The sequence below is a fragment of the Gardnerella sp. DNF01198P genome (assembly GCF_049244165.1).
In the GTDB taxonomy this organism is placed as follows: domain Bacteria; phylum Actinomycetota; class Actinomycetes; order Actinomycetales; family Bifidobacteriaceae; genus Bifidobacterium; species Bifidobacterium swidsinskii.
Genome location: NZ_CP058382.1, coordinates 1,313,804 through 1,339,692, shown reverse-complemented (window position 1 = coordinate 1,339,692; position 25,889 = coordinate 1,313,804). Strand labels below are relative to the sequence as shown.

General features: G+C 42.9%; 16 protein-coding genes and 2 tRNA genes. 16 read left to right on the top strand and 2 right to left on the bottom strand.

Annotated elements, in window-relative coordinates; translation table 11 throughout:
• Window positions 1-2 precede the first annotated feature (2 nt).
• From ftsH to HXT44_RS05765, 5 genes are all read left to right on the top strand, one after another.
• The gene (gene ftsH, locus HXT44_RS05785; RefSeq protein ID WP_116431567.1) at window positions 3-2,312 is read left to right on the top strand and encodes an ATP-dependent zinc metalloprotease FtsH; all 2,310 of its coding nucleotides are present in this window, start codon (window positions 3-5) and stop codon (window positions 2,310-2,312) included.
• A 271-nt stretch (window positions 2,313-2,583) separates the two neighbouring features.
• Window positions 2,584-3,819, top strand: coding sequence for a dihydroneopterin aldolase (locus HXT44_RS05780; RefSeq protein WP_102703220.1), 1,236 nt, complete (start codon window positions 2,584-2,586; stop codon window positions 3,817-3,819).
• Complete coding sequence (locus HXT44_RS05775; RefSeq protein WP_102703219.1) at window positions 3,819-4,319, top strand: DUF3180 domain-containing protein; 501 nt, start codon at window positions 3,819-3,821, stop codon at window positions 4,317-4,319. The genes HXT44_RS05780 and HXT44_RS05775 overlap by 1 nt, the downstream gene beginning before the upstream one ends.
• Before the next feature lie 138 nt (window positions 4,320-4,457).
• Window positions 4,458-6,134, top strand: coding sequence for an energy-dependent translational throttle protein EttA (gene ettA / locus HXT44_RS05770; protein ID WP_012914413.1), 1,677 nt, complete (start codon window positions 4,458-4,460; stop codon window positions 6,132-6,134).
• A gap of 294 nt (window positions 6,135-6,428) precedes the next feature.
• The gene (locus tag HXT44_RS05765; RefSeq protein ID WP_004108552.1) at window positions 6,429-8,258 is read left to right on the top strand and encodes a DEAD/DEAH box helicase; all 1,830 of its coding nucleotides are present in this window, start codon (window positions 6,429-6,431) and stop codon (window positions 8,256-8,258) included.
• 380 nt (window positions 8,259-8,638) lie between these two features.
• Here HXT44_RS05765 and HXT44_RS05760 read toward each other — a convergent pair whose 3' ends face one another.
• Complete coding sequence (locus HXT44_RS05760; RefSeq protein ID WP_004108549.1) at window positions 8,639-9,061, bottom strand: DUF3052 domain-containing protein; 423 nt, start codon at window positions 9,059-9,061, stop codon at window positions 8,639-8,641.
• A gap of 269 nt (window positions 9,062-9,330) precedes the next feature.
• Here HXT44_RS05760 and nrdD point away from each other — a divergent pair, with 269 nt between their 5' ends.
• From nrdD to HXT44_RS05730, 6 genes are all read left to right on the top strand, one after another.
• On the top strand, window positions 9,331-11,748 hold the full coding sequence (gene nrdD, locus HXT44_RS05755) for an anaerobic ribonucleoside-triphosphate reductase (RefSeq protein ID WP_004108547.1): 2,418 nt from the start codon (window positions 9,331-9,333) through the stop codon (window positions 11,746-11,748).
• Window positions 11,749-11,968: 220 nt separating this feature from the next.
• Window positions 11,969-12,676 (top strand): anaerobic ribonucleoside-triphosphate reductase activating protein, encoded by a 708-nt coding sequence (gene nrdG / locus HXT44_RS05750; RefSeq protein ID WP_004108545.1) that lies wholly within the window; start codon window positions 11,969-11,971, stop codon window positions 12,674-12,676.
• 858 nt (window positions 12,677-13,534) lie between these two features.
• Window positions 13,535-15,385: an ABC transporter ATP-binding protein gene (locus tag HXT44_RS05745; RefSeq protein WP_004108543.1), complete on the top strand. Its 1,851-nt coding sequence runs from the start codon at window positions 13,535-13,537 to the stop codon at window positions 15,383-15,385.
• A 2-nt stretch (window positions 15,386-15,387) separates the two neighbouring features.
• Window positions 15,388-17,439 (top strand): ABC transporter ATP-binding protein, encoded by a 2,052-nt coding sequence (locus tag HXT44_RS05740; protein ID WP_004108541.1) that lies wholly within the window; start codon window positions 15,388-15,390, stop codon window positions 17,437-17,439.
• Window positions 17,440-17,541: 102 nt separating this feature from the next.
• Window positions 17,542-17,615 (top strand) — tRNA-Asp (locus HXT44_RS05735).
• A 43-nt stretch (window positions 17,616-17,658) separates the two neighbouring features.
• Window positions 17,659-17,731: transfer RNA gene (locus HXT44_RS05730), tRNA-Phe, on the top strand.
• A 48-nt stretch (window positions 17,732-17,779) separates the two neighbouring features.
• Here the strand turns inward: HXT44_RS05730 and galE are convergent.
• Window positions 17,780-18,790, bottom strand: coding sequence for a UDP-glucose 4-epimerase GalE (gene galE / locus HXT44_RS05725; protein ID WP_004108540.1), 1,011 nt, complete (start codon window positions 18,788-18,790; stop codon window positions 17,780-17,782).
• A 173-nt stretch (window positions 18,791-18,963) separates the two neighbouring features.
• Between galE and HXT44_RS05720 the strand changes: the two genes are divergently transcribed.
• The 5 genes from HXT44_RS05720 (at window position 18,964) to dnaE (ending at window position 25,858) form a co-directional block, all read left to right on the top strand.
• Window positions 18,964-19,242 carry a YggT family protein gene (locus HXT44_RS05720; RefSeq protein ID WP_012914408.1) on the top strand — a complete coding sequence of 93 codons (279 nt, stop codon included), beginning with the start codon at window positions 18,964-18,966 and terminating at the stop codon, window positions 19,240-19,242.
• A 152-nt stretch (window positions 19,243-19,394) separates the two neighbouring features.
• Window positions 19,395-20,723, top strand: coding sequence for a DivIVA domain-containing protein (locus HXT44_RS05715; RefSeq protein ID WP_012914407.1), 1,329 nt, complete (start codon window positions 19,395-19,397; stop codon window positions 20,721-20,723).
• 96 nt (window positions 20,724-20,819) lie between these two features.
• Complete coding sequence (locus HXT44_RS05710) at window positions 20,820-21,314, top strand: signal peptidase II (protein ID WP_033888518.1); 495 nt, start codon at window positions 20,820-20,822, stop codon at window positions 21,312-21,314.
• Entirely contained in the window at window positions 21,307-22,245 is a 939-nt protein-coding gene (locus tag HXT44_RS05705; protein ID WP_410309292.1) for an RluA family pseudouridine synthase, read from the top strand. Before HXT44_RS05710 ends, HXT44_RS05705 begins: the two co-directional genes overlap by 8 nt.
• A 46-nt stretch (window positions 22,246-22,291) precedes the next feature.
• Window positions 22,292-25,858 (top strand): DNA polymerase III subunit alpha, encoded by a 3,567-nt coding sequence (dnaE, locus tag HXT44_RS05700; RefSeq protein ID WP_012914404.1) that lies wholly within the window; start codon window positions 22,292-22,294, stop codon window positions 25,856-25,858.
• The last annotated feature ends 31 nt before the right edge of the window (window positions 25,859-25,889 follow it).

Below are 25,889 nucleotides of genomic sequence, written 5' to 3'. Positions count from 1 at the left end.
ACATGGGCGCTTCTCCTATGACACCGCAAGGCCCAATGGGCGGTCCTGGGCGTGGAAATAACGGGAATAATCCGTTTTTAAATCCACGTAACCCTAGGAATCAGCGAAACAACGGTCAACAGGGCAAGAATAATAAAAATAACGAGAACAACCATAACAATCGTCGTTCCTTCTGGCAGTCGCCATGGACGTGGATTGTGCTTCTTGTGTTGCTTTCAGTTGTCGGATTCCAAATGTTTGTTCATAACGGATCGCAAACTATCGATACTCAGGATGGTATTGAGTTAGTGCGATCTCATAAAGCAAGTTATGTGGAAATTATTGACAATAAACAGTTAGTTAAGCTTACGCTTGATAGTCCGTTTAAGAAGTTCGATAAACGAAGTAAGCAAAAGCGTGACTTTGGCAAGGATGTGCAATTCTACTACGCGTATGCACAAGGTAGGTCAATTGTACAAGAAGTCGAAAAGGCGAAGCCTTCTAACGGCTGGACTGCTAGCTTACAGTCATCTAGCATTATTTCGTATTTGATTACTTCGCTTGCTCCAATATTGTTCTTCCTTGGCATGATTTGGTTCATGTTTAGCAGAATAGGCGGTGCCGGTGGAAGTATGCTTGGCATGGGTGGCGGACGTGGCCGTGGCAAGTTGCTTGAAGGTCAGACTCCTAAAACTAAGTTTGCTGACGTTGCTGGCGAACAAGCTGCTGTTGAAGAAGTTGAAGAGATTAAAGACTTCTTGAAGGATCCTTCGCGCTACAAGGCTTTGGGCGCTCGCATTCCGCGCGGTGTGCTGCTTTATGGTCCTCCAGGAACTGGTAAGACTTTGTTGGCTCGTGCTATTGCAGGTGAAGCTGGTGTGCCGTTCTATGCAATGGCTGGCTCTGACTTCGTGGAAATGTTCGTAGGCTTGGGCGCGTCTCGCGTTCGTGAACTTTTTGACGAAGCTAAGAAGAATGCTCCTGCAATCATCTTTATCGATGAGATTGATGCTGTTGGTCGTCGCCGCGGAAGTGGCATGACTGGCGGTCATGATGAGCGCGAGCAGACACTTAATCAGCTGCTTGTTGAGATGGACGGCTTCGACAACGACACTAATTTGATTATTATTGCCGCAACAAACCGTCCAGATGTGCTTGATTCCGCACTTCTTCGTCCTGGTCGTTTTGACCGTCAGGTGGCTGTTGAGGCTCCTGATTTGGAAGGTCGCGAGGCAATTTTGAAGGTTCACGCTAAGGGTAAGCCTTTTGTGCCGGATGTTGATCTTCATATGGTTGCTGTGCGCACTCCTGGTTTTACTGGTGCAGACTTAGCTAACGTGCTTAACGAAGCTGCGTTGCTTTGCGCTCGATCTGGTGCTCAATATATCGATAATCGCGCTATTGATGAGGCAATTGATCGTGTTCAAGCAGGACCTCGACGTAAGTCTAAGGGTATGGCTTTGGATGAATTGCGTAACACTGCTTACCATGAGGGTGGTCATGCGCTTGTTGCTGCTGCGTTGCACCACACGGATCCTGTTACTAAAGTAACGATTTTGCCGCGAGGTCACGCACTTGGCTACACTGCTGTGATGCCAACAAGCGACCGTTACTCGCAGTCTCGCAACGAATTATTGGATCAAATGGCATATGCTATGGGCGGACGCACAGCAGAGGAAGTTGTGTTCCATGATCCAACAACTGGTGCTTCTAACGACATTGAGAAAGCTACTGCTATTGCTCGTAAGATGGTTGTTGAATATGGTTTCTCAGCGAAGCTTGGAGCTGTTAAGTGGATGGATACTGACGAAGATTCTTCCGGTTCACTCGATTCTTTGCAACCTCGTAAGTTCTCGAATCGTACTGCTGAAGTAATCGATGAAGAAGTTCATAAGCTTATCGAAACTGCTCATACTGAAGCGTGGGAGATTATTAACAATAATCGTGACGTATTAGATGAGCTGGTTCGTCAGTTGCTCGCTAAGGAAACTCTTAACGAGAAGGAACTTAAGGAAATCTTCAGTAAGATTCGTAAGGCTCCTGAGCGTACTCTTTGGCTTTCGGACGATAGAAGACCAGATTCTGATCTTCCTCCTGTTGAAATTCCAGAAAGTTTAAAGCGCAACGTTGAAGGTAAGAATGAGCAGAGTGAAGCTTCTGAACTTTCTGAATCTTCCAATAACGCAACTTCACAAAACCAGCAGTCTGATCAGATGCCTGTTGATACGTCTATTCAGACTACTGCACCTGCTCCTCGAACTGTTATTGGAACTGTTAAACCACCAGTTAATCCGTCTACTAATCAAAATGACGGCACTCAATTTGGTGCTTAATAGTGTAAATACAGTGCTAAGAAGCAGATAAAATACAATCATTAATAAACGCTGATAACAATATAATTTATTGCTGTCAGCGTTTATTTTTATTTTTCTAAGAATTTAATAATAAAAATTAGTGTTATATGCAAAAAATTACGCATGTTGATTTATATCGAGTACAATGTATCGAAATATTAATTTTGCGTATTATAGGTAAGAGTAAAAGATAAATAAACGAATAATTGGAATTTTAAATTGTTTTTATTAGAGAGTAGAAGATGAAATTATGAATACAACCATAAGTTTGAAGGGTATTCGCCCAAGCGGTGACTCAATAGTCATTGGATTATATTCTTCTATTTACATAGATGCTGTTTTAAAAGTTAATTTGAGTAATGCATTAGACGGAGATGAGACTAACGCAATAGATATTCCTCAAATTGCTGAGCGTCTTGCTTTTATGCTTAAACGTTGCGAAAAAGATAGCGAAATTGAGGAGCATCCTGCTATAGCTTTAGAACTTATTGCTAAATCTGTTTTAAATTCTGCTATGCACACTTGGCAAATTAGTGAGGCTGATATTACTGTTCATGCTGCTTTAAGAAGCGAATATTACGGCATGAAAAGCACTGTTGACGATATTTGTGTTACTTTGAATAGTGTTTCTAGAGAAGAGTTAAATTATTCGGAACGGCGTGTAATTCCTGATTCTCTTGCGCATGTTGCTGTTCGTAGTGGAAGCGTATCAGTTGACGATCTTGAGGAAGGCGAAATAGCAGATTACTATCGTTCTCTTATTGAGGAAGATAGAAAAGAAAAGCAGCGCAAAGAAGACGAGGACGCTGCTGCAGCTGCTAAAGCTGCCGTTGATATCGCAAATTCTTTCGCGGATGATTATGAAAATAATGGAGATTCAGAGTGCTCTTGTGTCGATGAATCTAAAAGTGTCAATTATGGCAGTGAGCTTGTTAAAAGAGAAACTAAGTCTCCTTTGTTCCGTATATGTCCGACTCCGTTACAGACAACTGCAGTAATTTCTATGAAGGGTGTCGCGAAACAAGACACGCGTTCTGCTATGCTGAGAATAGTTGCAATGCTTGAGCAGGATAGAGAATCTCGCGTAGATGGCGTATCGGCACTATATGTTGCCAATATGCTTGAAGGTGATTATTACGCGGCTGTATTTATTCTGTCTTCGGGCGGTGACGAGTATGAACTGCTTCGCTTGCTTCGCGCTGTTGCTACTTTGTATAAAGATAAGGTGACTGTGCGAGTGTTGGGTACGCGTTCATATGGTGCTTCTGCTGCTGATACAAGAACTGTTGATGCAGAAAAATTGCCGCAACAACTAGCGGAAATGGTGATGGTTGACCCTAAGTCGCCTGAACTTATGCCGTGGCTGCAGATAGAGTCGGATGCTGCTTTGGATGACAACTCAGTTTCGTACTCATTAGCGTTTGCTTTTGATGCTCAAACTGTTGGGGTATACTCAGAGCAATGGCTTATAGGGGATGGTTGTTAATGAAAGCGTATCGCACACCTTGGTGGTATCTGGTACTAGGGTTACTGTTTGGCTTTGTGCTGGGCGCATTTCTAGTGTCGTCAACAGAGTCTAGTGCTATGTCGTTAGCAGGAGCTCCGTGGGTTGTTGTTGCAATTATGGTGATTGCTGGCTTAATAACTTTTGTTATGGCGTTGCAAACTCATCAAAGTGTTGCTAACAAAGATAAAAATAAGAAGCCTGTAAGTTCTCAATTTGCTGTTGCAGCTCTTATGCTGTCTAAGGCATTGGGAATGGCAGGTGCTATTTTGTCTGGCTGGTACGTTGGGCAGTTGTTAATGAGTCTGCCACACAGTGAAATAATTCTGTATAACTCTGTTGTGCGTGAATGCTCTATTGCTGGCTTGGTGTGCTTTATTGATATGGTCGTTGGGATTTTGGGCGAGTGGCTCTGCCAGATTCCGCCTGAAGATGATTCTGAGTCTGTCAATAAGTCAAATCGTACGCCAGCAACGTGCTAGTATTTGCTAGCTATTAGTTTGCGTAGTTTTATGTAAGTTGCATCTTGCTTGAATTAAGTAGGTAAAAGTATTAAACGCTTTTTACGCAAGTTGCAACAAACGCTGGAATTTCAACGTTTGTAAGGATGGTATATTACTTTGGCTGAATTTATCTATCAGATGATTAAGGCGCGTAAATCGTACGGAGATCGTGTAATTCTCGACGATGTTACTTTAAGCTTCCTTCCGGGCGCAAAAATTGGTGTTGTGGGTCCGAACGGCATGGGTAAGTCGACGCTGCTGAAAATTATGGCCGGTTTGGAAAATGTGACCAACGGTGAAGCTTCTTTGACTCCTGGCTATACGGTAGGTATTTTGCAGCAGGAACCACCTCTTGATGACACTAAGACGGTTGGCGAAAACATTAAGATGGCTTTTGGTGAGATTGCGCAAAAAGTGGCGCGTTTTAACCAAATCGGCGAAGAAATGGCTAATCCAGACGCTGATTTTGATGCGTTAATGGAAGAAATGGGTAAGCTTCAGACTGAAATTGACGCTGCAAACGGTTGGGATTTGGATTCGCAGCTTGAGCAGGCTATGGATGCTTTGCAATGCCCAGATCCGGATTCGCCTGTTTCTGTGTGCTCTGGTGGTGAAAGGCGTCGAGTTGCATTGTGTAAGCTTCTTCTTGAAGCTCCAGATTTGCTGCTTTTGGATGAGCCTACTAACCATTTGGATGCGGAATCTATTTTGTGGCTTGAACAGTTCTTGCACAAGTACGAGGGTGCTGTTATTGCTGTTACGCACGACCGCTACTTTATGGATAACGTAGCAGAGTGGATTTGCGAAGTTGACCGTGGTCAGCTTTATCCATATAAGGGAAATTACTCAACGTATTTGGAAACTAAAGCAAAGCGTATGGAAATCCAGGGTGCCAAGGATGCCAAGCTTGCTAAGCGTTTGAAGAATGAGCTTGATTGGGTGCGTAGCTCGCCGAAAGCTCGCCAAGCTAAGAACAAGGCTCGTTTGGAACGCTACGACCAAATGGAGCAAGAGGCACGTAATTCCAAGAAGCTTGACTTCTCTGAAATTCAAATTCCAGCAGGTCCACGTTTGGGCTCGCAAGTTTTGGAAGCAAAGCATATTCACAAGGCTTTTGGCGACCGTGTACTTATCGACGACTTGTCGTTTACGCTGCCTCGTAATGGTATTGTTGGTGTGATTGGTCCAAACGGTGTTGGTAAGTCTACGCTGTTCAAGACGATTGTGGGCTTGGAGTCTCTTTCTGGCGGAGAGCTTATTGTTGGCGATACTGTGAAGATTTCTTACGTGGATCAGAATCGTGCAGGATTGGATCCTAATAAGAACTTGTGGGAAGCTGTTTCCGGCGGACTTGATTTTATTGAGGTTGCAGGCGTTGAGATTCCTACTCGCGCATATGTTGCAAGCTTTGGATTTAAAGGTTCGGATCAGCAGAAGCTTACTGGTGTGCTTTCCGGCGGTGAGCGTAACCGTTTGAACTTGGCTTTGACTCTTAAGCAGGGTGGAAACTTGCTTCTTCTCGATGAGCCTACTAACGATTTGGATGTTGAGACTTTGGAAAGCTTGGAAAACGCTTTACTTGATTTCCCAGGCTGCGCTGTTGTGGTTTCGCACGATCGCTGGTTCCTCGACCGAGTTGCAACGCATATTCTTGCTTGGGAAGGCGACGACGAGAATCCTGCAAAGTGGTACTGGTTCGAAGGTAACTTCCAAGCTTACGAAGAAAATAAGATTGCGCGCTTGGGTGAGGAAGCTGCTCGTCCGCATCGCTTGCACCGTAAGCTCACTCGCTAGTTGAGTTTTGTTTTCATTTCTTGGTGGAAACATTTGCTGGTGATTTTCCGGCGTTTGCGCGACGACCTGCTTTCGCGCTTGGAGCGTAGTGTACGAAAGTAACTCGGAGCGTGAGCTTGCATGGAAAGTTCAGTGGACTTTTTCCATGCAAGCTCAGAAGCGAGCGCTTATAGTGCGAGCGTCTCGGCGCTTTTTGACAACATTTGCCGTGATTGTGCCAGGCGTGTGCTAGGCTCGATTAGTTCACGTTTTGAAATTTAAGTTTTGAATACACATATTTTACGAAAGGCTATTGTGCCGCATACTCATCATGCTGCGTTCGCCCAAAAGCGAGGCGCGAAGAATACCAAGAACGTCAAAAATACTAGGAAATCAGCTGAAAAACGCAATCCTTTTGAATATCAGGGTAGTCATAAAAATTACGGTTCTAATCACGAGTTCAATTCGCGCAGGGAGCGAAATCGCAAAGCAGAAAAAGCTCGTCAAAAAGCGCGCGAAAAAGCCTTGCGCTATGAAGAAGTAGCTATTGCGGATGCTGAACAAGATTTTGCTAAAAATAATTTTGCTAAGCATAATATTGATAAAAATAATGTTGTTAAAAATGATATTGCAAAATCTCATAATACAAAACAAAATTCTGCAATATCTTTGCGTCCTACTTCAAAAAAGCAAAATCAAGATTCTCATAACGCAACAATTATTCCAGACTCTGCTATTGAATCTTGTGAAAATTACCGTGACGATGTCACTTTTGCGCAACTTGGAGTCCCAGAGCCCTTGGTAGAAGTGTTGCGTGCTGATGGGAAAACTACTGCATTCCCAATTCAGCAAGCAACGCTTCCTGATTCATTACAAGGTGCGAATATTCTAGGGCGAGGTCGCACAGGAAGTGGTAAAACATTAGCATTTTCTATTCCACTTGTTGCGCGTTTAGCTGAGAATTTTGTTGATTTAATTCATTCTGATAAAAATCGTAAGTCACGCGAGTCTAGTGAAATTCCTGCTCCTAGAGCAATAATTCTTGCTCCAACTCGCGAGCTTGTGCATCAAATTGATGACGTAATAGCGCCGCTTGCTGCAGCTTATGGCATGCGTACTGTGACAGTGTATGGAGGTGTGAGATACCAGCGTCAGGTATCGCAACTTAAGCAGGGTGCGCAGATTGTGCTTGCTTGCCCTGGACGTTTGGAAGATTTGCTGCGTCAAGGAGCACTTACGCTTGAAAAAGTAATGGTTAGCGTGCTTGATGAAGCAGATGAAATGGCGGATATGGGATTCCTTCCTGCTGTTACTAGACTTCTTGAGCAAGTTGCGCCAGATGGTCAACGCATGCTGTTTTCTGCAACGCTTGATAAGCAAGTTTCTACATTAGTTGAGCGTTTCCTTCCAAATGCTGTCGTCCATGCTGTGGATGATGCTGATTGCCAAGTTGACACTATGACGCATCATATTTTTGCTGTGTCTGCAGGGGATAAATACGAAGTTTTGCGAAAGCTTGCTTCCGGAAGGAAACGTTCTATATTCTTTACGCGCACAAAATATCAAGCGAAGAATATGGCGAAAAAATTTGTGCAGCAAGGTATTCCTGCAGTTGATTTGCAAGGTAATTTGTCGCAGAATCAGCGAGATCGTCATTTGGCTGTGTTTGCTGAAGGCTTGGTGCGCGTGCTGGTTGCTACGGACGTTGCTGCGCGAGGTATTGATATTAGCGACGTTGCATTAGTTGTGCAAACTGAGCCTCCTGAGGATCCTAAGTCTTTCTTGCATCGTTCGGGTCGCACTGCTCGAGCTGGTGAAGAAGGCGATGTCGTAACGCTTGTGCTTCCTAATCAGAAGCGCGCTGCTCATATGATGCTTCGTAAGGCTGGAATTCATGCGAAAGCTGAGGATGTGAGTCCTTCTTCATCAGTTCTAGATGAGATTGTTGGTGAAGCTGCCGAGCTTCAAGAAGGCTGGAGTATGCCGGAGCCGGAGCAGCAGAAGCGTAAAGGTCGCGGTCGTGGACGTGGGCAACGTGGTGAGCGCAGTGAACGTGGTGAACGTGGTGAACGCAGCGAACGTCGTTGGCACGGTAAACGTGGCGAACGTGGTAGTCGTGTTCATCGCTTCGGTCGTGAGTTTTAGAAACAAATGCTGTGTGTTTTACAGCATTTGTTTTCGTTTTCACTACTTTTGATAACATTCGCCAGTGATTTTCCGGCTTTTGTTTTCGCTTTAGTTTTCTTGTCTGTTGTGGTGCGAGGCTGTGATATTTTTCTCCTCGCGCTTTTTATTTACGTTATTCTTGTATTTTTGTCTATTTCGCCGAATGATTATGTGTTTTCGACAGAATTGCCCTATGTTTTATACATAACATCAACTGGTTTGGTGTTTTCAACAAAACAGCAGCAATACTACAAAAGTAAGTAGCAAGTTGGCAAGCAATAAGCAACTTAGTAATCAGTTAATCAGCCTGTTAAGCAAGTCAACAGTCGGTTAAACTAGTTAAGCCAATTAGCAAATACTTATTTAGATTGACCTTTACCAAATGCGCGCAGTTGAACGCCGTTCCAGTCAGTGCTTACGGTTAACGGAGTGGCTGCGTTCATGCCAGCTGTTTTTGCTGCAGATTGAACGGTACTAGAACTTGGGGAACCTTCGCGACCTGGTTTTGGAGTAAGAACCCACATAGGAGCGTCATTGTCAAGCATATTTGTGGCATCCATAATAGTGTCTGCGAGCTCATCTTCGTCGTCGCCGTCGCGCCACCAAATAATCACACCATCAACAGCAGCGTCGTAATCCTCATCTACCAACTCTTCGCCGGTAAGTTTCTCGATGCTTTCGCAAATTGTTTCGTCAACATCGTCATCCCAGAGCCATTGTTGGACAACGTCTCCTGGTTGGAATCCGAATTCCTGTGCATGCTGAAAAGCTATCTGTTCCACGTGATTTAATATATCAAAGCGTCACGAAGTGCGCACATTTAACGGCGTGTATTCAGTAATTTATCGTTTATCAATTACGACACACCAGGACACGCCGCAAAAATCGCGATTGTGACATAAATCACTATATATAGGTGGTTATCTTTGCGTCTTGCCCTAGATATTGTGCATGAGTTGGGTTATAGTAGAGCGAGTTGTTAGAAATAGTTCCCATGTTTGCAACGAGAGATTTTGCTAGAAGGAACAGTGTTTGAGAAAGGTCTGTACCGATGCAGGTTTTGGAAGAAACTGCTGTCACAAGCGCAGAAAATTGTACGGATGATGTAGTTGAAATTCCAGTTTCTCGCGTGCAGGTCGAAAAGCGCGATGGTCGCGTAGTTGATTTTGATCCGCTGAATATCATTATGGCAATCAAGGCTGCTTTTAAGGATTTGGGCAAGGAAGTCGGTCCGCAAGAAGAGCAGTTGATTCGTAATATTTCTGATCATATTGAGGCTGAAATTCAAGATCGTTACAATGGCCCGGCGAAGATTGAAGATATTCAGACCTTGGTTGAGCATAGTCTTATTGAAAATCACCTTTATGAGGTTGCTCGTTGCTACACGAGCTACCGACTGAACCGAGATATAGACCGCGCTAAAGCTACTGATATTAACGAGGCTGTTAACCGTCTTGTAAATCGTGATGAGTCTCTTGTTCGTGAAAACGCAAATAAGGATTCTAATGTTTATGCAACTCAGCGTGATCTTCTTGCAGGTGCTGTTTCTAAAGCTTCTGCGTTCTCTATGCTTCCTCACGCAGTTTCTAACGCTCATATGAAGGGTGATATTCACTTCCATGACGCTGATTATTCGCCATTTACTTGCATGAGCAACTGCTCGCTTCCTGATTTTGGCGATATGCTTGCTAAGGGATTTGCTCTTGGTAATGCAATGATGGATAGTCCAAAGTCTATTGGTACTGCTGCAACTCAGGTTACGCAAATTATTAAGGATATTGCTGGCGCGCAATACGGTGGTCAGACTGTTAATCGCGCTGACGAAATGCTTGAGCCTTACGCTAAGTGCGATTACGACAAGAATCTTGCTATGGCACACGCAATGATTCCTGATTCCACGCCAATTCAAGTCGCAAAAGATATGATTGACGGCTTGAAGGCTCAGGAGCCTAAGAATCTCCACTGCTTGGACAGGGATCCACTGCCTGCTGATACTCCTTTTGATAAGAATTTGGGCGAGTTGGATCAGCTCCGTGAAGTTTACGCAAAGATTATGACGCGTAAGGCGATCTACGACGCTATGCAAACAATGGAATATCAAATCAATTCTAACCGCGTTTCTAACGGTCAGACTCCGTTCGTAACTGTTGGCTTTGGCTTGGGTACTTCTTGGTTTGCTCGTGAAATTCAGCGCGCTATTTTGCTTAACCGTATTCGTGGTCTCGGCAAAGATCGTCATACTGCAATCTTCCCTAAGCTTGTGTTTACTATTAAGCACGGTGTTAACGCGGACGCTGGCGACCCGAACTACGATTTGAAGCAGCTTGCGCTTGAGTGCTCTACAAAGCGCATGTACCCAGACGTTGTGTTCTACGAGAATATTGTTAAGATTACTGGCTCCTTCAAGGCTCCTATGGGTTGCCGTTCGTTCCTTCAGGGTTGGATTGATCCAAAGACCGGCAAGGACGTTGAAGATGGCCGTATGAATCTTGGCGTTGTAACTGTTAACATGCCACGTATTGCTCTTGAATCTCACGGCGATGTGACTCGCTTCTGGAAGCTTTTCGACGAGCGTATGGAAGTAGCTCACCAAGCTTTGCGATTCCGTATTATGCGTTGCAAGCAGGCAACTCCTGTAAATGCTCCAACGCTGTTCCGTTACGGTGCTTTTGGTCGTTTGGAAGCTAACGAAAGCGTGGATCAGTTGTTCCGTAATGAGCGCGCAACTGTTTCTCTTGGCTACATTGGTTTGTACGAAACTACGGCCGTGTTCTTCGGCAAGGATTGGATGCAAGATCACAGCTGGAATGAGGAAGGCAAGGAATTTGCGCTTTCTTTGGTTCGCCGCATGAATAAGCTTTGCCAGCAGTGGTCAAAGGCGGAAGGCTACCATTATTCCGTTTACTCAACTCCTGCTGAGTCTTTGACTGACCGCTTTAACCGCATGGATCGCCAGAAGTTCGGTCGCATTGAAGGCGTAACTGATCACGACTTCTACACTAATTCCTTCCATTACCCGGTTTGGTTGCAGCCAACTCCTATGGAGAAGCTTCGCTACGAGGTTGACTTCCCGTATCTTGCTTCCGGCGGTTTTATTAACTACTGCGAGTTCCCATGCTTGCAGGCAAATCCTAAGGCTTTGGAAGCTGTTTGGGATTACGCTTACAAGATTGGCATCGGCTACTTGGGTACGAATACGCCAATCGATCACTGCTTCGTTTGTGGATTCCAGGGTGATTTTGAGCCGACTAAAGAAGGCTTCCGTTGCCCGGAGTGCGGCAACAGCGACCCAGATAAGTGCAATGTGACTAAGCGTACTTGCGGTTACTTGGGCAATCCTGTTCAGCGTCCAATGGTTCACGGTCGTCACGAAGAAATCGCTCACCGCGTAAAGCACATGTCTGGCGAAACTGGCCATGTGACTCTTAACAACGGTGAGTCTCGTGAATGGTATGAGGAAACAAAATAAACTTAGCTAATTTACTATGTTGAAACTTAGTAAAATAAGTATGACTAGATAATTTAGCTAAATCAATAGCTTTTCTTGTGTTTGTTGTTTGGTGATAATCTGGCCGTTAGAAATGTATTGCATTTTGTGATTGCACTTTCTAACGGCTGGATTTATTTTATTTTCGCAAATTTGGTTGTTTATTTTTTAGTTGTTTATTCGGTTTGGAAGGGGGTTGGATATGGCTCGCATGAGTTTGCACGATTTTGCGCCTGCAGATGTGAATCGTGGACCGTGGATTCCTACCTCTCTTTCCAATAATCCTCGCGCAGGACAGTGGTCTAGTGAGCGCATGAGCCAGGGGATGATCGCCGATTATAAGCGTTTTTTGATGACAGACGGCGAAGGAATTCGTTGCTCGCTTTACGTTTCCGGCTGCCCGTTCCATTGCGTTGAGTGCTATAACGAGTCGATTTGGGATTTTCGCGCAGGTCATCCTTATACTCAAAAGCTTGAAGATCAAATCATGGAAGATTTAGCGCAGCCTTATGTGCAAGGTTTAACGCTTCTTGGCGGCGAGCCGTTGCTTAATACGGGCATTTTGCTGCCTCTTTGCAAGCGTATTAGGAAAGAGTTTGGCAATACAAAAGACATTTGGAGTTGGACTGGATACACTTGGGAAGAGCTTATGCGCCCAGGGGAGACGCCTGATAAGCTTGAGCTTTTGCGTTACATTGATATTCTTGTTGACGGCCGTTATATGAAAGATTTGCACGATTCGCTTTTGCAATTTCGTGGCTCTAGTAATCAACGAATTATCGATGTGCCAAAGTCTCTGGAAAATCCGCAAAATCCTCCTGTAATCTGGGAAAAGCTTCACGATCAGGAGCGTTTTATTCCGTCGATTTACGGAAAAGACCGCGCGCAAGGCGAAGGCGACGCTTCGTAATCCTATTGAATGCGCCACTCATACGATATATTTAACAATGTTTGTGGACGATTATAAGAATGCATACATATACACATGTTAAGCTAAATATAATTAACCTAGTAACATCTGTATTGCAAACTGTCAAAAGAATTATGCTAACTATGCTCATAAATACTGTAACTAAACGATATACAGTTGGGTATGTTTTTTCTTTGCATAAATATAAAAGATAGATTAGTAATATTAATAGGACGAATGCTTGAATGGTGAGACTAACAGTATTAATACAAGTGTTATCGTCTTTTAAGTCCTTCAATTGTTTAAAGAAATAAATAGCTGACGAAATATAACAAAGCAGCGTTATTGGCAGTAGAACTATGTGTTTGCTGTTCATATTGTTCCTCACATAATTGTTGATATTAATGTGGAAATTCTCACTGCAAGTCGACACGAATGCCTTTCTGCTGTGCTACAGCGCCAACTATCTTTGTGTTACTCATAAGTTTCTTCTTGGGTGTTGGCTTGAACTTGCAATGATAGTAAAAAAGACATGGATAATGCTACTGAGCAAGTAAGTATTCTATTAATAGCTTTTTTATATTCATGACAGTACCTCTTTATACATGCGAATATACACTTTTCATTATATAATTTTTTATAAGATGAAATCAATCGTTGTTTATAATTTGAATGTGTAGAAGCACTTTTTCGTATGTGATTTGTCTGTATACTACTATGTCAAAGATTCATCTATTTATGCATTTGGTAATGAAGTAACTCAATACGGAAATGCGCCATGCGCAATAATTCAAATATGTATTTGAAGAAGTGATATTATTAAACCTACACATGACGTTATGTAGGGGAAGGGATGCAATGGCAGAAAAGCCGAAGAACAATTCACGAAAAATTAGCAATAATTCTCCTCGCGCATTGCGTACGATTCTGTTATCTTTAAAAAAGTACCGTTTTCTTGGCGTTTTAACAGTTGTTACTATTCTCGTTGAAGCTGCTATGCAAATTGAGATTCCTACAGTAATGTCAAATCTTATTGATTTTGGCATTATGTCACGTTCTCAAGAAGCTGTGCAATATTATGGTTTGCAATTGCTTATTTTTGCTGCAATTGCAATGATTGCAGGCGTTATTTCTGGTATTTGTTGTGCGCATTCTAGTGCTGGTTTCGGTAAAAATTTACGTCACAACATGTTTTCACGCTTACAAAGTTTAAGTTTTTCTGATTTAGATAAGTTTTCTAGCGGCACTGTTGTTACGCGTATGACTAGCGATGTGTCAAATGTGCAATTTGCTTACCAAATGATTATTCGCTCTGGTGTTCGCAGCGTTATGATTATCATCACTGCTTGGTGGTTTACTTTTTCAATTAGCCCTGCTATCTCGTGGGTTTTTCTTTCATTCGTGCCTATTATTGGTGCAATTGGCGCTGTTGGAGCTAGTATAGTTGCTCCAGCATTTTCTCGAATTTATCGAATGATTGACGAGATGAATAATAGAGTTGGCGAGAATTTGCATAATATTCGCGTCGTAAAGTCTTATGTGCGTTCTGATTATGAAATAAGTCGTTTTACGCGTATTTCACATAAAATCTATGATTATTTTATTAAAGCTGAGTATGTGTTAAATTGTAGTATTCCTTTGTTTAACTTATGTTTTTATTCTGGCATGCTACTTATTGCGTGGTTGGCTTCGCACGAAATTGTGGCTTCGGGAAATAATCCTGCTTTTGGTTTAACAACAGGAAATCTTGCTGCATTAGTAGTGTATGCTTTGCAAATTTTGTTTGCTTTAGCGAATTTAGTTGCAGTTTTTGTAATGTCGTTAACAGCTCGAGCTTCGATGCATCGTATTTCACATGTTTTGCAATCTCGAAATACTGAAGTTGTTTCCAAGCATCCGCTGACAAAGCTTTCTGACGCTTCTGTGCGTTTTGAAAATGTTTCGTTACGCTATCCTCAATCAGATAATACAGATGAATCTGCCCCAGCAGAACAGGAAATTTTACATGATATAAATATATCTATTCCTTCTGGAGCAACTGTTGGTGTTGTTGGTGCAACGGGATCTGGAAAATCAAGTTTAGTGCAATTAATTGCAAGACTTTATGACGTAACTTCTGGCACTCTTTTTGTAGGTGGAAAAGATATTCGCGATTATGATTCTTCTAGTTTGCGTGGAGAAGTTGGCGTTGTTCTACAAAAAAATATTTTGTTTAGTGGCACAATTGCAGAAAATCTTCGCTGGGGTAGAGCGGAAGCAAGCGATGATGATTTGCGTCAAGCTTGCGAAATTGCTTGTGCTGATGAGTTTATTAAAGATTTACCAGATGGCTACAATACGCATATTGATCAGGGCGGTAAGAATGTTTCCGGTGGTCAGCGACAGCGTTTGTGCATTGCGCGCGCACTTTTGAGGAAGCCGAAAATTTTAATCCTTGACGACTCGATGAGTGCAGTTGATATGAAAACTGATAGTAAAATTCGCGATGGCTTGAAAAAGTTTATGCCTGATTCTACGCAAATTATCGTTGCTCAGCGCATATCTTCAATCGAACATGCAGATATTATTGTTGTTCTTAAAGATGGTCGTGTTGTTGCTAACGGTTCGCATGATGAATTATTTAAGTCTTGTGAATTTTACAGAAATATGGCGATTTCTCAAGAAAAAAGTAGCATAACTGGCGCAACTAAAGAAGAAGGAGCTAAATAACAATGGCTAAGAATAAAACGGCTCACTCTTCTAAAAATGATTCAGCTATTAGTTGGGAAACTCTTAGCAGACTTGCCTCTTATGTGCTGGTGTATCGAGTTAAAATTTACGTAATTATTGCATCAATAATAGTTAGCGCAATTGTGCAAGCTGCAAGTGCAGTGTTTTTGCAATCTCTTGTGGACTCGTATATTCTTCCGCTTGTCGGTAAGCATAATCAGGATTGGACGCCTCTTGTTCGCATGATTATTCTGATGGCAAGTGTTTACGCTGTTGGTGTGTTTTGTTCTTGGCTTTGGAGCAGACTTGTTGCGAATATATCTGAAAGTGTTATGCGTGATTTGCGAGATTCTATGTTTAAGCATCAGCAGAAGCTTTCATTGCGTTACTTAGATTCTCAAGGTTACGGCGATATTATGAGCCGTTACACAAACGATACTGAGGTTCTTCGTGAGGCAATTTCGTGGGCATTTCCGGACTCTTTTTCTGCGCTAATGTCGATTTTGGCAGCGTTTATATCTATTATGTGTCTATCGCTTCCGGTTGCAGTTTTTGTAGTTATATTTACTGCAATATTGCTTTATTTAGTGCGTTTTATGCTAAAGAAATCTGGCAGTCTATTTGAGCAATTCCAGCATGCATTAGGTGAGCTAAATGAGTTTGTTGAAGAATCTGCAACAGGCAGCAAAGTGATTAAAATTTTTAATCATGAGGCAGATTCTATTGAAAAATTAGATAATTGCATAGAAAAAGTGCAAAAAATTTCTGCAAGTGCAAATTCTTATGCAAATAATGTAATGCCTGTTATTAGTAATGCAAGCTATTTGCTTTATGTATTAATTGCTTTACTCGGTGCGTGGGCTGCTTCAGCAGGTCTGCCAACGCTGGGATTAGCTGGATCTAGTACTCTTACATTGGGTACACTTATATCTTTGCTGGCACTTTCGCGCGCATTTATTAACCCTATTGGCGAAATTACAATGCAAGCTAACGCACTTATGATGGCTCTTGCAGGAGCTTCTCGTATTTTTGAGTTACTTGATGAAAAGCCAGAACTTGATTCTGGCAGTGTGCAATTAGTTAAAGTGCGTGTACTTCAGTCTGATGAAGATCTTGGAGAAAAATCAGCATTTGATGTGCTTGAAGAAGTAGATGAACAATCTGAAGGAAGCAATATTTATTGGGCTTGGAAAAGATCAAAGCAAGATAATGGTACTAAAGCTAAAAAGCGCGCTCAAAACTTAAGTGAAATGGCTCAAGAGATTGTGTGCCATGCAAAGCGAGATGCTCGCACTTCTAAGGATGGCCGCTATACTTTGCTTCGAGGCGACGTGCGTTTTACGGATGTTGTGTTTGGTTACAAAGAAAATCATCCTGTTTTACACGATATTACGTGGTTTGCAAAACCTGGTCAAAAAGTTGCTCTTGTTGGAGCTACAGGTGCTGGAAAAACTACTATTGCTAACCTTCTTACGCGTTTTTACGACATCGATGATGGGCAAATTTTGTATGATGGCATTGACGTGCGCGATATTTGCAAAACGGATTTGCGCCACGCTATTGGCACTGTTTTGCAAGATGTGAATTTATTTACAGGCACAATAATGGACAATATTCGTTATGGAAATCTTGATGCTAGCGACGAAGATTGTATTCAAGCTGCAAAATTAGCTCATGCTGACGCGTTTATTTCTCATCTTCCTGACGGATACAATACGCAGCTTAACAATGGTGGTGAAGGGCTTTCTCAAGGTCAGAAGCAGCTTATTTCTATTGCTCGTGCTGCAGTAGAAAATCCGCCTGTGTTGATTCTCGATGAAGCAACTTCATCGATTGACACGCATACTGAAGAGTTAGTTCAGCATGGAATGGATTCTTTGATGGAAAGGCGTACTGTGTTTGTAATCGCTCACAGACTGTCTACAGTGCGCAATGCTGATGTGATTATGGTGCTGGATCACGGTCGCATTATTGAGCGCGGTTCACATGAGGAATTATTGGCAAAACGTGGGGAGTATTATCAGCTTTGCACTGGAGCTGTTGAGCTTGAATAATAGCTTGATTTTGTGCGGCAACACGCCGAACACGCGCGGCACTTGCATTTTGCTAAGGATTCTGTAAGATAGTGACTCGGCTGTTCGAGAGAACAAAGCCACGGCCCCGTAGCTCAGTTGGTTAGAGCGCCGCCCTGTCACGGCGGAGGTCACCGGTTCAAGTCCGGCCGGGGTCGCGATTAATAGAATACCCGGTTCGCCGGGTTTTTTATTCGTCATGGCTCTGTAGCTCAGTTGGTAGAGCGAACGACTGAAAATCGTTAGGTCAGCGGATCGATCCCGCTCGGAGCCACAACAAAAACGCGCGACACGATTTGTGCCGCGCGTTTTGTTTTATTCGCTAGTCAAGCTGCTTCCACGAATCAACATCAATATGATGCTCAGGATTTGCCTGCCAAGCTGCCCAAGCAGATTCTACGATATCCTTAACGTCGTAGCGAGCATGCCATCCCATTTCTTCGTTAATTCGCTTCGTGCTGCCAATAAGCTGTGGAGGATCTCCAGCTCTGCGATCAAGAACAGTTTCTTTAAATGGTAAACCGGTAACTCTGCGCACTTCGTCAACAATTTCGCGCACAGACGTGCCCTTACCAGTTCCTACGTTAAAAGCATCGTACTTGCGCTCGTCGCGATCCAAATACGTGAGTGCCGCAATATGCGCGTCTGCTAAATCAGAAACGTGAATATAGTCGCGAATGCAAGTGCCATCAGCAGTAGGATAGTCGTCGCCAAAAATAGCAGGTGCTTTTCCTCGCTGTAGTCTGTCAAGAAGCATAGGAATTAAGTTCAAAATCGCAGGATCTTCCAATTCCACCGGACCGCATCCAGCTACGTTGAAGTAACGCAGTGCGCAGAAGCGAATTCCGTATGTGTGCTCGCAAGCACGTGCCATCCACTCGCCAAAAAGCTTGGTTTGACCATAAGGGTTAATTGGCAACATTGGCACAACATCTTCTGGTACAACTTCAACAGGAGGTACTCCATAAGTTGCTGCAGAAGAAGAAAATACGAGCTTCTTAACTCCGCTATCTTTCATGCCTTCAAGCACATTAAGCATGCCGTTAATATTCTGTTGATAATACCAAAGTGGCTTTTCTACGGACTCTCCAACTTGCTTTCTAGCAGCAAAGTGAATTACAGCATCGACGTGCTCATCTTTCATAATTTGCGCAAGTCGCTTTCCTGCATCAGGAGAAGAGATATCCATACCATAAAGACGTGCGCCTTCAATTCTTGTAGGCTTTCCGTAGCTTAAATCGTCAACGACGACGACATTTTGCTTTGTTTCATGTAAAGCGTGAACTACATGTGCTCCAATGTATCCGCATCCACCTGTAACAAGAACAGTCATTGTCGACCTTCCTTTTGAATAATATCAATACAATCAGTGAGATTATATCTCGTAAAACTGAAGTTTAATGATATGCATCTGTTGCATAACATCTGTTATTCTCGCATTTTGATTCTGCAGCGTATGCTTAACTTGAATGTGTTAGTTGTATTATTTTGTAAGGTGATGTTCGAATGATATTTGTTGCGTTATCTATATTACGTGTGATTATACGCGCTTATTTGATAATAATGATTATTCGAATGGTTGCAGATTGGTTATTTGTGCTTGTTCCTCGTATGCGTCCTAGAGGTGCTTTTAATTTTCTAATACGGATTATTTATTTCATAACAGAACCGCCATTACGCGTATTGCGCAAGTTTATTCCGCCAACTCGTTGTGGAAATATTAGTATTGACGTAAGTTATATGCTTTTATATTTTGCTCTATACGTTCTTCAAATTTGGTTATAGATGAGTTTATGGTTTTTTAACGCGTAATTTTTATAAAAGCGGCGTTTTGTTGCATAAATTTTTGTATTAACCGCACTAATTTTCTGCGGACGTGATAGCATCGAATAGATATATATCAAAGGGCTATGCCCAAAAAGCGAGGTGTAAAGCATATGACTCTGTTGACGCCTAAGGACATTCGAGAGCATACCTTCCAAATTGTACGTTTTAAGGGAGGTTATGACGTTGACGAGGTCGACGAGTTTCTCGATCAGGTTACAGAAACAATAGAAGCACTCGGTCAGCAGGCAGTGCAGGGCCTAGGGGCTTCCACGCAATCTCTTGGCCGTGATGTTGCGGGTTTGAATACGAAGATTGCTGAGTTAACTTCTAAGGTAGAATCCTTAACTAAAGAAAATGAGGCATTGCGTGATGCTTCTAAGAAGCAGGGTGAATCAAATGAAGCTGCTTCTCAACTTGAAGCTACTGCAACTAAGTTGCGTGAAGCTGAAGAAAGTAATCGTGCTTTGACTGCTCAAAACCAGCAGTTGAAGGAACAGTTAGATGGTTTGGGTGCGCAGGTAGATCAGTTAACTGCTCAAACTGCTCAAGCAGACAATGCTAAGCAGGTTCAAAAAGAGCTTGAAACTGTTACTCGCGAGCGTGACGACTTCCGTGCAAGCAGCGAAAACTTGGGTCGCGAGCTTGAAACTGTTCGCCAGCAGCTTGTTGTCACTCAGCAAGAAAACACTAAGATTGAGGAACTTTCCAAGCAGTTGGAAGAGTCTCGTCAGCGTGAAGAGCAGCTTCGAAAGCAGGTTGCTAAGATGGAACCAAATACTGAAACTGGTAGCTTGCAAAAGATTGCTGGTGCTGGTGCAGAAGCACAAGGTTCTGAGCCAGAGCGTGCAACTGCAATGTTGACTCTTGCTATGCAATTGCATGATCAATATGTAGATAAAGGCAAGGCTAAGGCTCAACAAATTGTTGAAGAAAGCCAAGCTCGTTATAACGAAACTGTTGCTAAGGCAGATGAATATTCTGCACGCACTCGTTCTGAAGCTGAAGAATACAGCAAGCAGACTCATGCTGATGCTGACGATTACTCTACTCGTACTCGCGGCGATGCTGATTCTTATGCTGCTCGTGCTCACAATGAGGCTGATGCTTACTCTGGTAAGGTTCGTCAAGCTGCTGATGATTACTCTAAGCAGACGCATGATCAAGCTGACCAGTATGAAGCTGAAGTACAGCATCGTGCTGCAGACTATGATTCTACAACTCGTACAGCTGCTGATGCATATGCTCGTCAGGTACGTGAGAATCTTGAGAAGCAAACTCAAGTTATTGAAGGAAATATTCAGAGCCTCAAGCAATTTGAGACTGAATATCGTACTCGCTTGACTGATTTCCTTGGTCAGTTGGTTGCTCAAGTTTCTGATGAAAATACCTATGCTGCATTAGGCAACAAGCAGGGTGAAGAATCTGGTAAGCAAGAGTAGTTTTTAGCAGTGCGTGACTGATATTTTAAAATGTTGCGCACTGCACCGATACTATTTGAATTACTAAAGATCGGATAAATATTGACGCATAGAGATGTGCGTGTGAAACGGCTACGTACTCGCGTAGCCGTTTTTGCACTAATTGTTTTTATTGGTGTTGTGCTAGATCGCATAACAAAACTTTGGGCTTTGGCGACGCTTAGTGACGGGAAAAACATTGAGCTTGTGCCGCACTTGCTTTCTTTAACTCTTGTACGAAATCCTGGAGCATCATTTGGCTTAGGTTCTTCTTTTACATGGGTTATTAGCGTATTAGCTTGTGCTGCTTGTGGTGCCATGATAGCGGCTATTAAGCACACAAAATCTTTGTATTGGACTATTGCGTTTGCTCTAGCGTTTGCTGGAGCTTTCGGAAACCTCATTGATAGAGCGCAATATGCTCAAGGTTTTTTGAATGGCAAAGTCGTAGATTTTATAAACTACGGTTGGTCTGTTGGGAACGTTGCAGATATTGAGCTTATGTTTGCAGGAATCGCAGTTGTATGCCTTATTTTGATTGGGATTCCTCTTTTCGGGCATGCCGATGAGTGATATTTGCTTTAAAGTTACAAGCCAATTTTCCGACTGCAGATTTGATGTTTGCTTATCAAAACTAATGGGAGTTTCGCGTGCAAGTGCGATATCTCTTATTGAGCGTAACCAAGCGAAAATCTTAGGTAGAAAATCGCAAAAATCCTCCATTTTGCAAGATGGCGATACGATTGTTGTCGATCAAAAAGAAAGTGCAGAACAAAAAGAAGAGCAAAATAATGAATCTTCTGTATGTAATATTCCAATTATTTACAACGACGACGATGTTGTTGTAATAGATAAGCCTGTTGGAGTTGCCTCTCACGCAGCAAAGGGATGGAGTGGGCCGACAGTTCCAGAATGCCTAGAAGCTGTTGGAATAGATATAAAAACAACGCTGTGCGACGAATCGCGCAAAGGAATCGTAAGCAGATTAGACGTTGGAACAAGCGGATTAATGCTAGTTTGTAAAACAGATTTTGCTTATGAAGTAATGAAAAATCAGTTTGCAAAGCATATCGTTAAAAAAACGTATCATGCGCTTGTTCAAGGAGATTTAGCGCAAGATAAAGCTACTATTGATGCTCCTATAGGTCGCGCAAAAGTATCTGATTTTCGTTTTACTATTACTTCTGACGGCAAGCCTGCTGTTACGCACTGGGATGTGCTTGAGCGTTTTAGTCAAGCAACGTTAGTAAGCGTTAATTTGGAAACTGGTCGTACACATCAAATACGCGTCCATTTTTCGTCTATAGGTCACCCTTTGGTTGGGGATTCAATGTATGGAGCGAACCCAGTTTTGGCTCAAAAACTTGGGTTGCAACGTCAATGGTTGCATTCTATGGAACTTACTTTTACACATCCTCGCACGGGTAAATCAGTGACGGTTAAGTCGCATTATCCTCTTGATTTGCAACACGCGTTAGAAGCTATGCGAGCATTATTAAAGTAACGTTTTTGCATTTTTTCAGTCAACTTTCGCTTATAGAATATCTTTTATGACTCAGCCGGAAACCAACTTCGTACATTTGCACAATCACACGCATTATTCACTTCTAGATGGTGCGTCAAAAATACCTGATTTAGTAGCGCGCGCTAAAGAATTAGGTATGCCGGCTGTAGCTATTACGGATCATGGCAACATGCACGGCGCGTACGAAATGTGGAGTACGGCTGTAAAAGCTGGGATTAAGCCAATTATTGGCATAGAAGCGTATGTTACTCCTGAAACAGCAAGACAAGACAAAAGTCGCGTGCATTGGGGCACGGAAGATCAGCGTGCAGATGACGTTTCTGGCGGCGGTTTAATTACGCATATGACTTTGTGGGCGGAAAACGATACTGGCTTAACAAATCTTCTTAAAGCTTCGTCTGTGGCGAATCTTGAGGGTAGAGTTATGCGCTACCCACGTATGGATAAAGACGTGCTTTCAACCTACTCAAAAGGTGTAATTGCGTCTTCAGGATGCCCTTCTGGAATTATCCAGACGCGTCTTCGCTTAGGTCAGTTCAAAGAGGCTTTACGAGCAGCTGGTGAGTTTCAAGATATTTTCGGGCGTGACAATTTCTTTATTGAGCTTATGAATCACGGGCTTTCTATTGAAACGCGCGTAACTAAAGACTTGCTTGAAATTGCAAAAAAACTTAACGCACCTCTTCTTGCGACAAACGATTTGCATTACGTTCATGAAGAAGATCGTGAAGCGCAAGATGCTATGCTTTGCATTAATTCCGGTTCGCGCTTGGACGATCCTGACCGTTTTAAGTTTGACGGTTCAGGATACTATTTGAAGTCCGCTGAGCAAATGCGTGAGCTTTTTAAAGAATTTCCAGAAGCTTGCGATAACACGCTTGAGATTGCTCGTCGATGCAATGTTATGTTCGACGACGGCGAAGATGGCGCTTTTATGCCGCAATTTGACTGCCCGGAAGGTTGGGATGAGACTTCGCTATTCCTTAAAAAAGTCGAGGAAGGTTTGGAGCGTCGTTACAATAACAACATTCCAATGGAAGTTTTAAAGCAGGCTGATTACGAGTGCGGTGTGATTTGCCAAATGCAATTCTGCGGATACTTTTTAGTTGTTGCAGATTATATTAATTGGGCTAAAGCGCATGGTGTAATGGTAGGTCCTGGTCGTGGTTCTGCTGCAGGCGCTATGGTTGCGTACGCAATGGGCATCACAGAGCTTGATCCTATGAAGCATGGTCTGATTTTTGAACGCTTCTTAAACCCGGAGCGCGTATCCTTGCCTGATATTGATGTTGATTTTGACCCGGATGGCAGGGCCAAAGTTCTTGAATACGTGGGCGAAAAATACGGTAGAGATAAAGTTGCTCAGTGCGTTATTTACGGAACTATTAAAACGAAGCAAGCTCTTAAAGATTCTGCGCGTATTATGGGCTACGAGTTTTCAGTAGGCGAAAAAATTACGAAAGTTCTTCCTCCTGCTAAAAACGGCAAAGATATGAGCTTGCACGATATTTTCGACGAAAAATCAAAGCGTTACGCTGAAGCGCGCGAGTTTCGCGAAATGTACGACACGGATCCAGATACTCATCGCATTACGGAAGAAGCTAAGGGCATTGAAGGTTTGATTCGTCAAACAGGTGTGCATGCTTGTGCAACAATCATGGGCTCGGAGCCAATCACAAACACTTCGCCACTTTTAGAGCGCACTGACGGTACTATTACTACAACTTTTGAGTATCACACTTGTGAAACGCTCGGTCTTGTAAAAATGGACTTTTTGGGTCTTTCCAACTTGACAGTTATTCGCGATACTTTGCGAAATATCGAAAATAATGGGAAGGATCCGATTGATTATACTAAGATTCCGTTAGACGATAAAGCTACTTATCAACTGCTTTCTAGGGGTGATACTTTAGGCGTTTTTCAGCTTGATTCCGACGGTATGCGTGCGCTTCTACGTACTTTGAAACCGGATAATTTCAATGATATTTCGGCTTTGATTGCACTTTACAGGCCTGGTCCTATGGATATGGATTCGCATACGAATTATGCTAAGCGCAAGAATGGTTTGCAAGATATTATCCCTATTCATCCAGAAGTTGCTGAGCCGTTAAAGGAAGTTCTGGACGAAACTTACGGTTTGATTGTTTACCAGGAGCAGGTGCAGTCTGCAGCGCGTATTTTAGCAGGATACAGTCTTGGTAAAGCAGATGTGTTACGTCGAGCAATGGGCAAGAAAAAGCCGGAAGTGCTGGCAAAAGAGCAGGTGCCATTCTTTGAAGGTATGAAAGCTCACGGATATTCTGAAGAAGCTGCACAAGCTGTGTGGGATGTTTTGGTTCCGTTCTCTGGTTACGCGTTTAATAAAGCTCACTCTGCAGCTTATGGCTTGATTTCTTACTGGACTGCATACCTAAAAACGCATTATCCTGTGGAATTTATGGCAGCTTTGCTTCAAAACGAACGTACGAATAAAGACAAAACTGCACTGTACTTGGGCGAGGCAAGGCGCATGGGTATTCAAGTTTTGCAACCTGATGTAAACGAGTCTGTTCTTGAGTATTCTGCAGTTGGAGATGTTGTGCGCTTTGGTTTGGGTGCTATTCGTAACGTTGGAGACAAAGCAGTAAACGATATTATTACTGAGCGTGAAGGTGAGCGCGGACGTTTCGTAAACTTTATGGATTTTGTACAACGTGTTCCTATTAGTGCACTTAATCGACGTTTAGTAGAGTCGCTTATTAAAGCTGGAGCTTTTGATTCTATTGATTCAAATCGTCGTGCGCTGTTTCAAATTTGTGATCCTGCAATTGATTCTGTGATTGCGCTTAAGCGCAAGCAGGCAGAGGGTCAGTTTGATTTATTTGCTGATCTTGATTCGTCTTCTGACTCGGATGACGACAACGGTATGGGAGATATGCAAATTACTGTACCTGATGTTGAAGAGTGGGATAAAAAGACAAAGCTTAATTTTGAGCGAGAAATGCTTGGATTGTACGTTTCTGATCATCCACTAAGCGGATTGTCTGCAGTTTTGGCAGATTTACGTGAGATGTCAATCGCTCAACTGATCGACAGAGCAAGAACTATGAGCGACGGTCAGCAAGTAACTATTGCAGGCCTAGTTACGAGCGTAGATAGGCGAGTGTCTCGAAAAGGTAATGCTTGGGCGATTGTCACAGTTGAAGACATGGAAAGTTCAATACAATGCATGTTCTTTGGCAAAGTGTACGAAGCTTCAGCGCAAGAACTTGCAATTGATCAAGTTGTGCGTATTCGTGGACAAGTTGAAGTGCGTGATGAAACTGTTTCCATGCGTGCTACAGAGTTTGAAATACCAACTCTTGAATCAGTGGATGAGAGACCTTTAACAGTTGTTATTCCTCGTAAAGTTCTAGATAAAGGTCGTGTTGCGCAATTAAGTAATATTTTGAGCCGACATCCAGGCTGCTGTGAAGTGCGCTTGGCTCTTGTCGACGATACAGGCAAGGCACAAGTTCTTACTTTTGGAGATCGTTTCCGTGTAAAGCGAGATACTTCTTTGTTTGCTGAAATGAAAATCGTTTTTGGATCTAGTTGTTTGCCTAGTGCGTAGAAAATATGCACTACTGATTTGATAAAATATA

Coding starts and splice junctions, on each gene's coding strand:
- ftsH (WP_116431567.1), top strand. CDS start 3: ATGGGCGCTTCTCCTATGACACCGCAAGGCCCAATGGGCGGTCCTGGG.
- HXT44_RS05780 (WP_102703220.1), top strand. CDS start 2,584: ATGAATACAACCATAAGTTTGAAGGGTATTCGCCCAAGCGGTGACTCA.
- HXT44_RS05775 (WP_102703219.1), top strand. CDS start 3,819: ATGAAAGCGTATCGCACACCTTGGTGGTATCTGGTACTAGGGTTACTG.
- nrdD (WP_004108547.1), top strand. CDS start 9,331: ATGCAGGTTTTGGAAGAAACTGCTGTCACAAGCGCAGAAAATTGTACG.
- nrdG (WP_004108545.1), top strand. CDS start 11,969: ATGGCTCGCATGAGTTTGCACGATTTTGCGCCTGCAGATGTGAATCGT.
- HXT44_RS05745 (WP_004108543.1), top strand. CDS start 13,535: ATGGCAGAAAAGCCGAAGAACAATTCACGAAAAATTAGCAATAATTCT.
- HXT44_RS05740 (WP_004108541.1), top strand. CDS start 15,388: ATGGCTAAGAATAAAACGGCTCACTCTTCTAAAAATGATTCAGCTATT.
- galE (WP_004108540.1), bottom strand. CDS start 18,790: ATGACTGTTCTTGTTACAGGTGGATGCGGATACATTGGAGCACATGTA.
- HXT44_RS05720 (WP_012914408.1), top strand. CDS start 18,964: ATGATATTTGTTGCGTTATCTATATTACGTGTGATTATACGCGCTTAT.
- HXT44_RS05715 (WP_012914407.1), top strand. CDS start 19,395: ATGACTCTGTTGACGCCTAAGGACATTCGAGAGCATACCTTCCAAATT.
- HXT44_RS05705 (WP_410309292.1), top strand. CDS start 21,307: ATGAGTGATATTTGCTTTAAAGTTACAAGCCAATTTTCCGACTGCAGA.
- dnaE (WP_012914404.1), top strand. CDS start 22,292: ATGACTCAGCCGGAAACCAACTTCGTACATTTGCACAATCACACGCAT.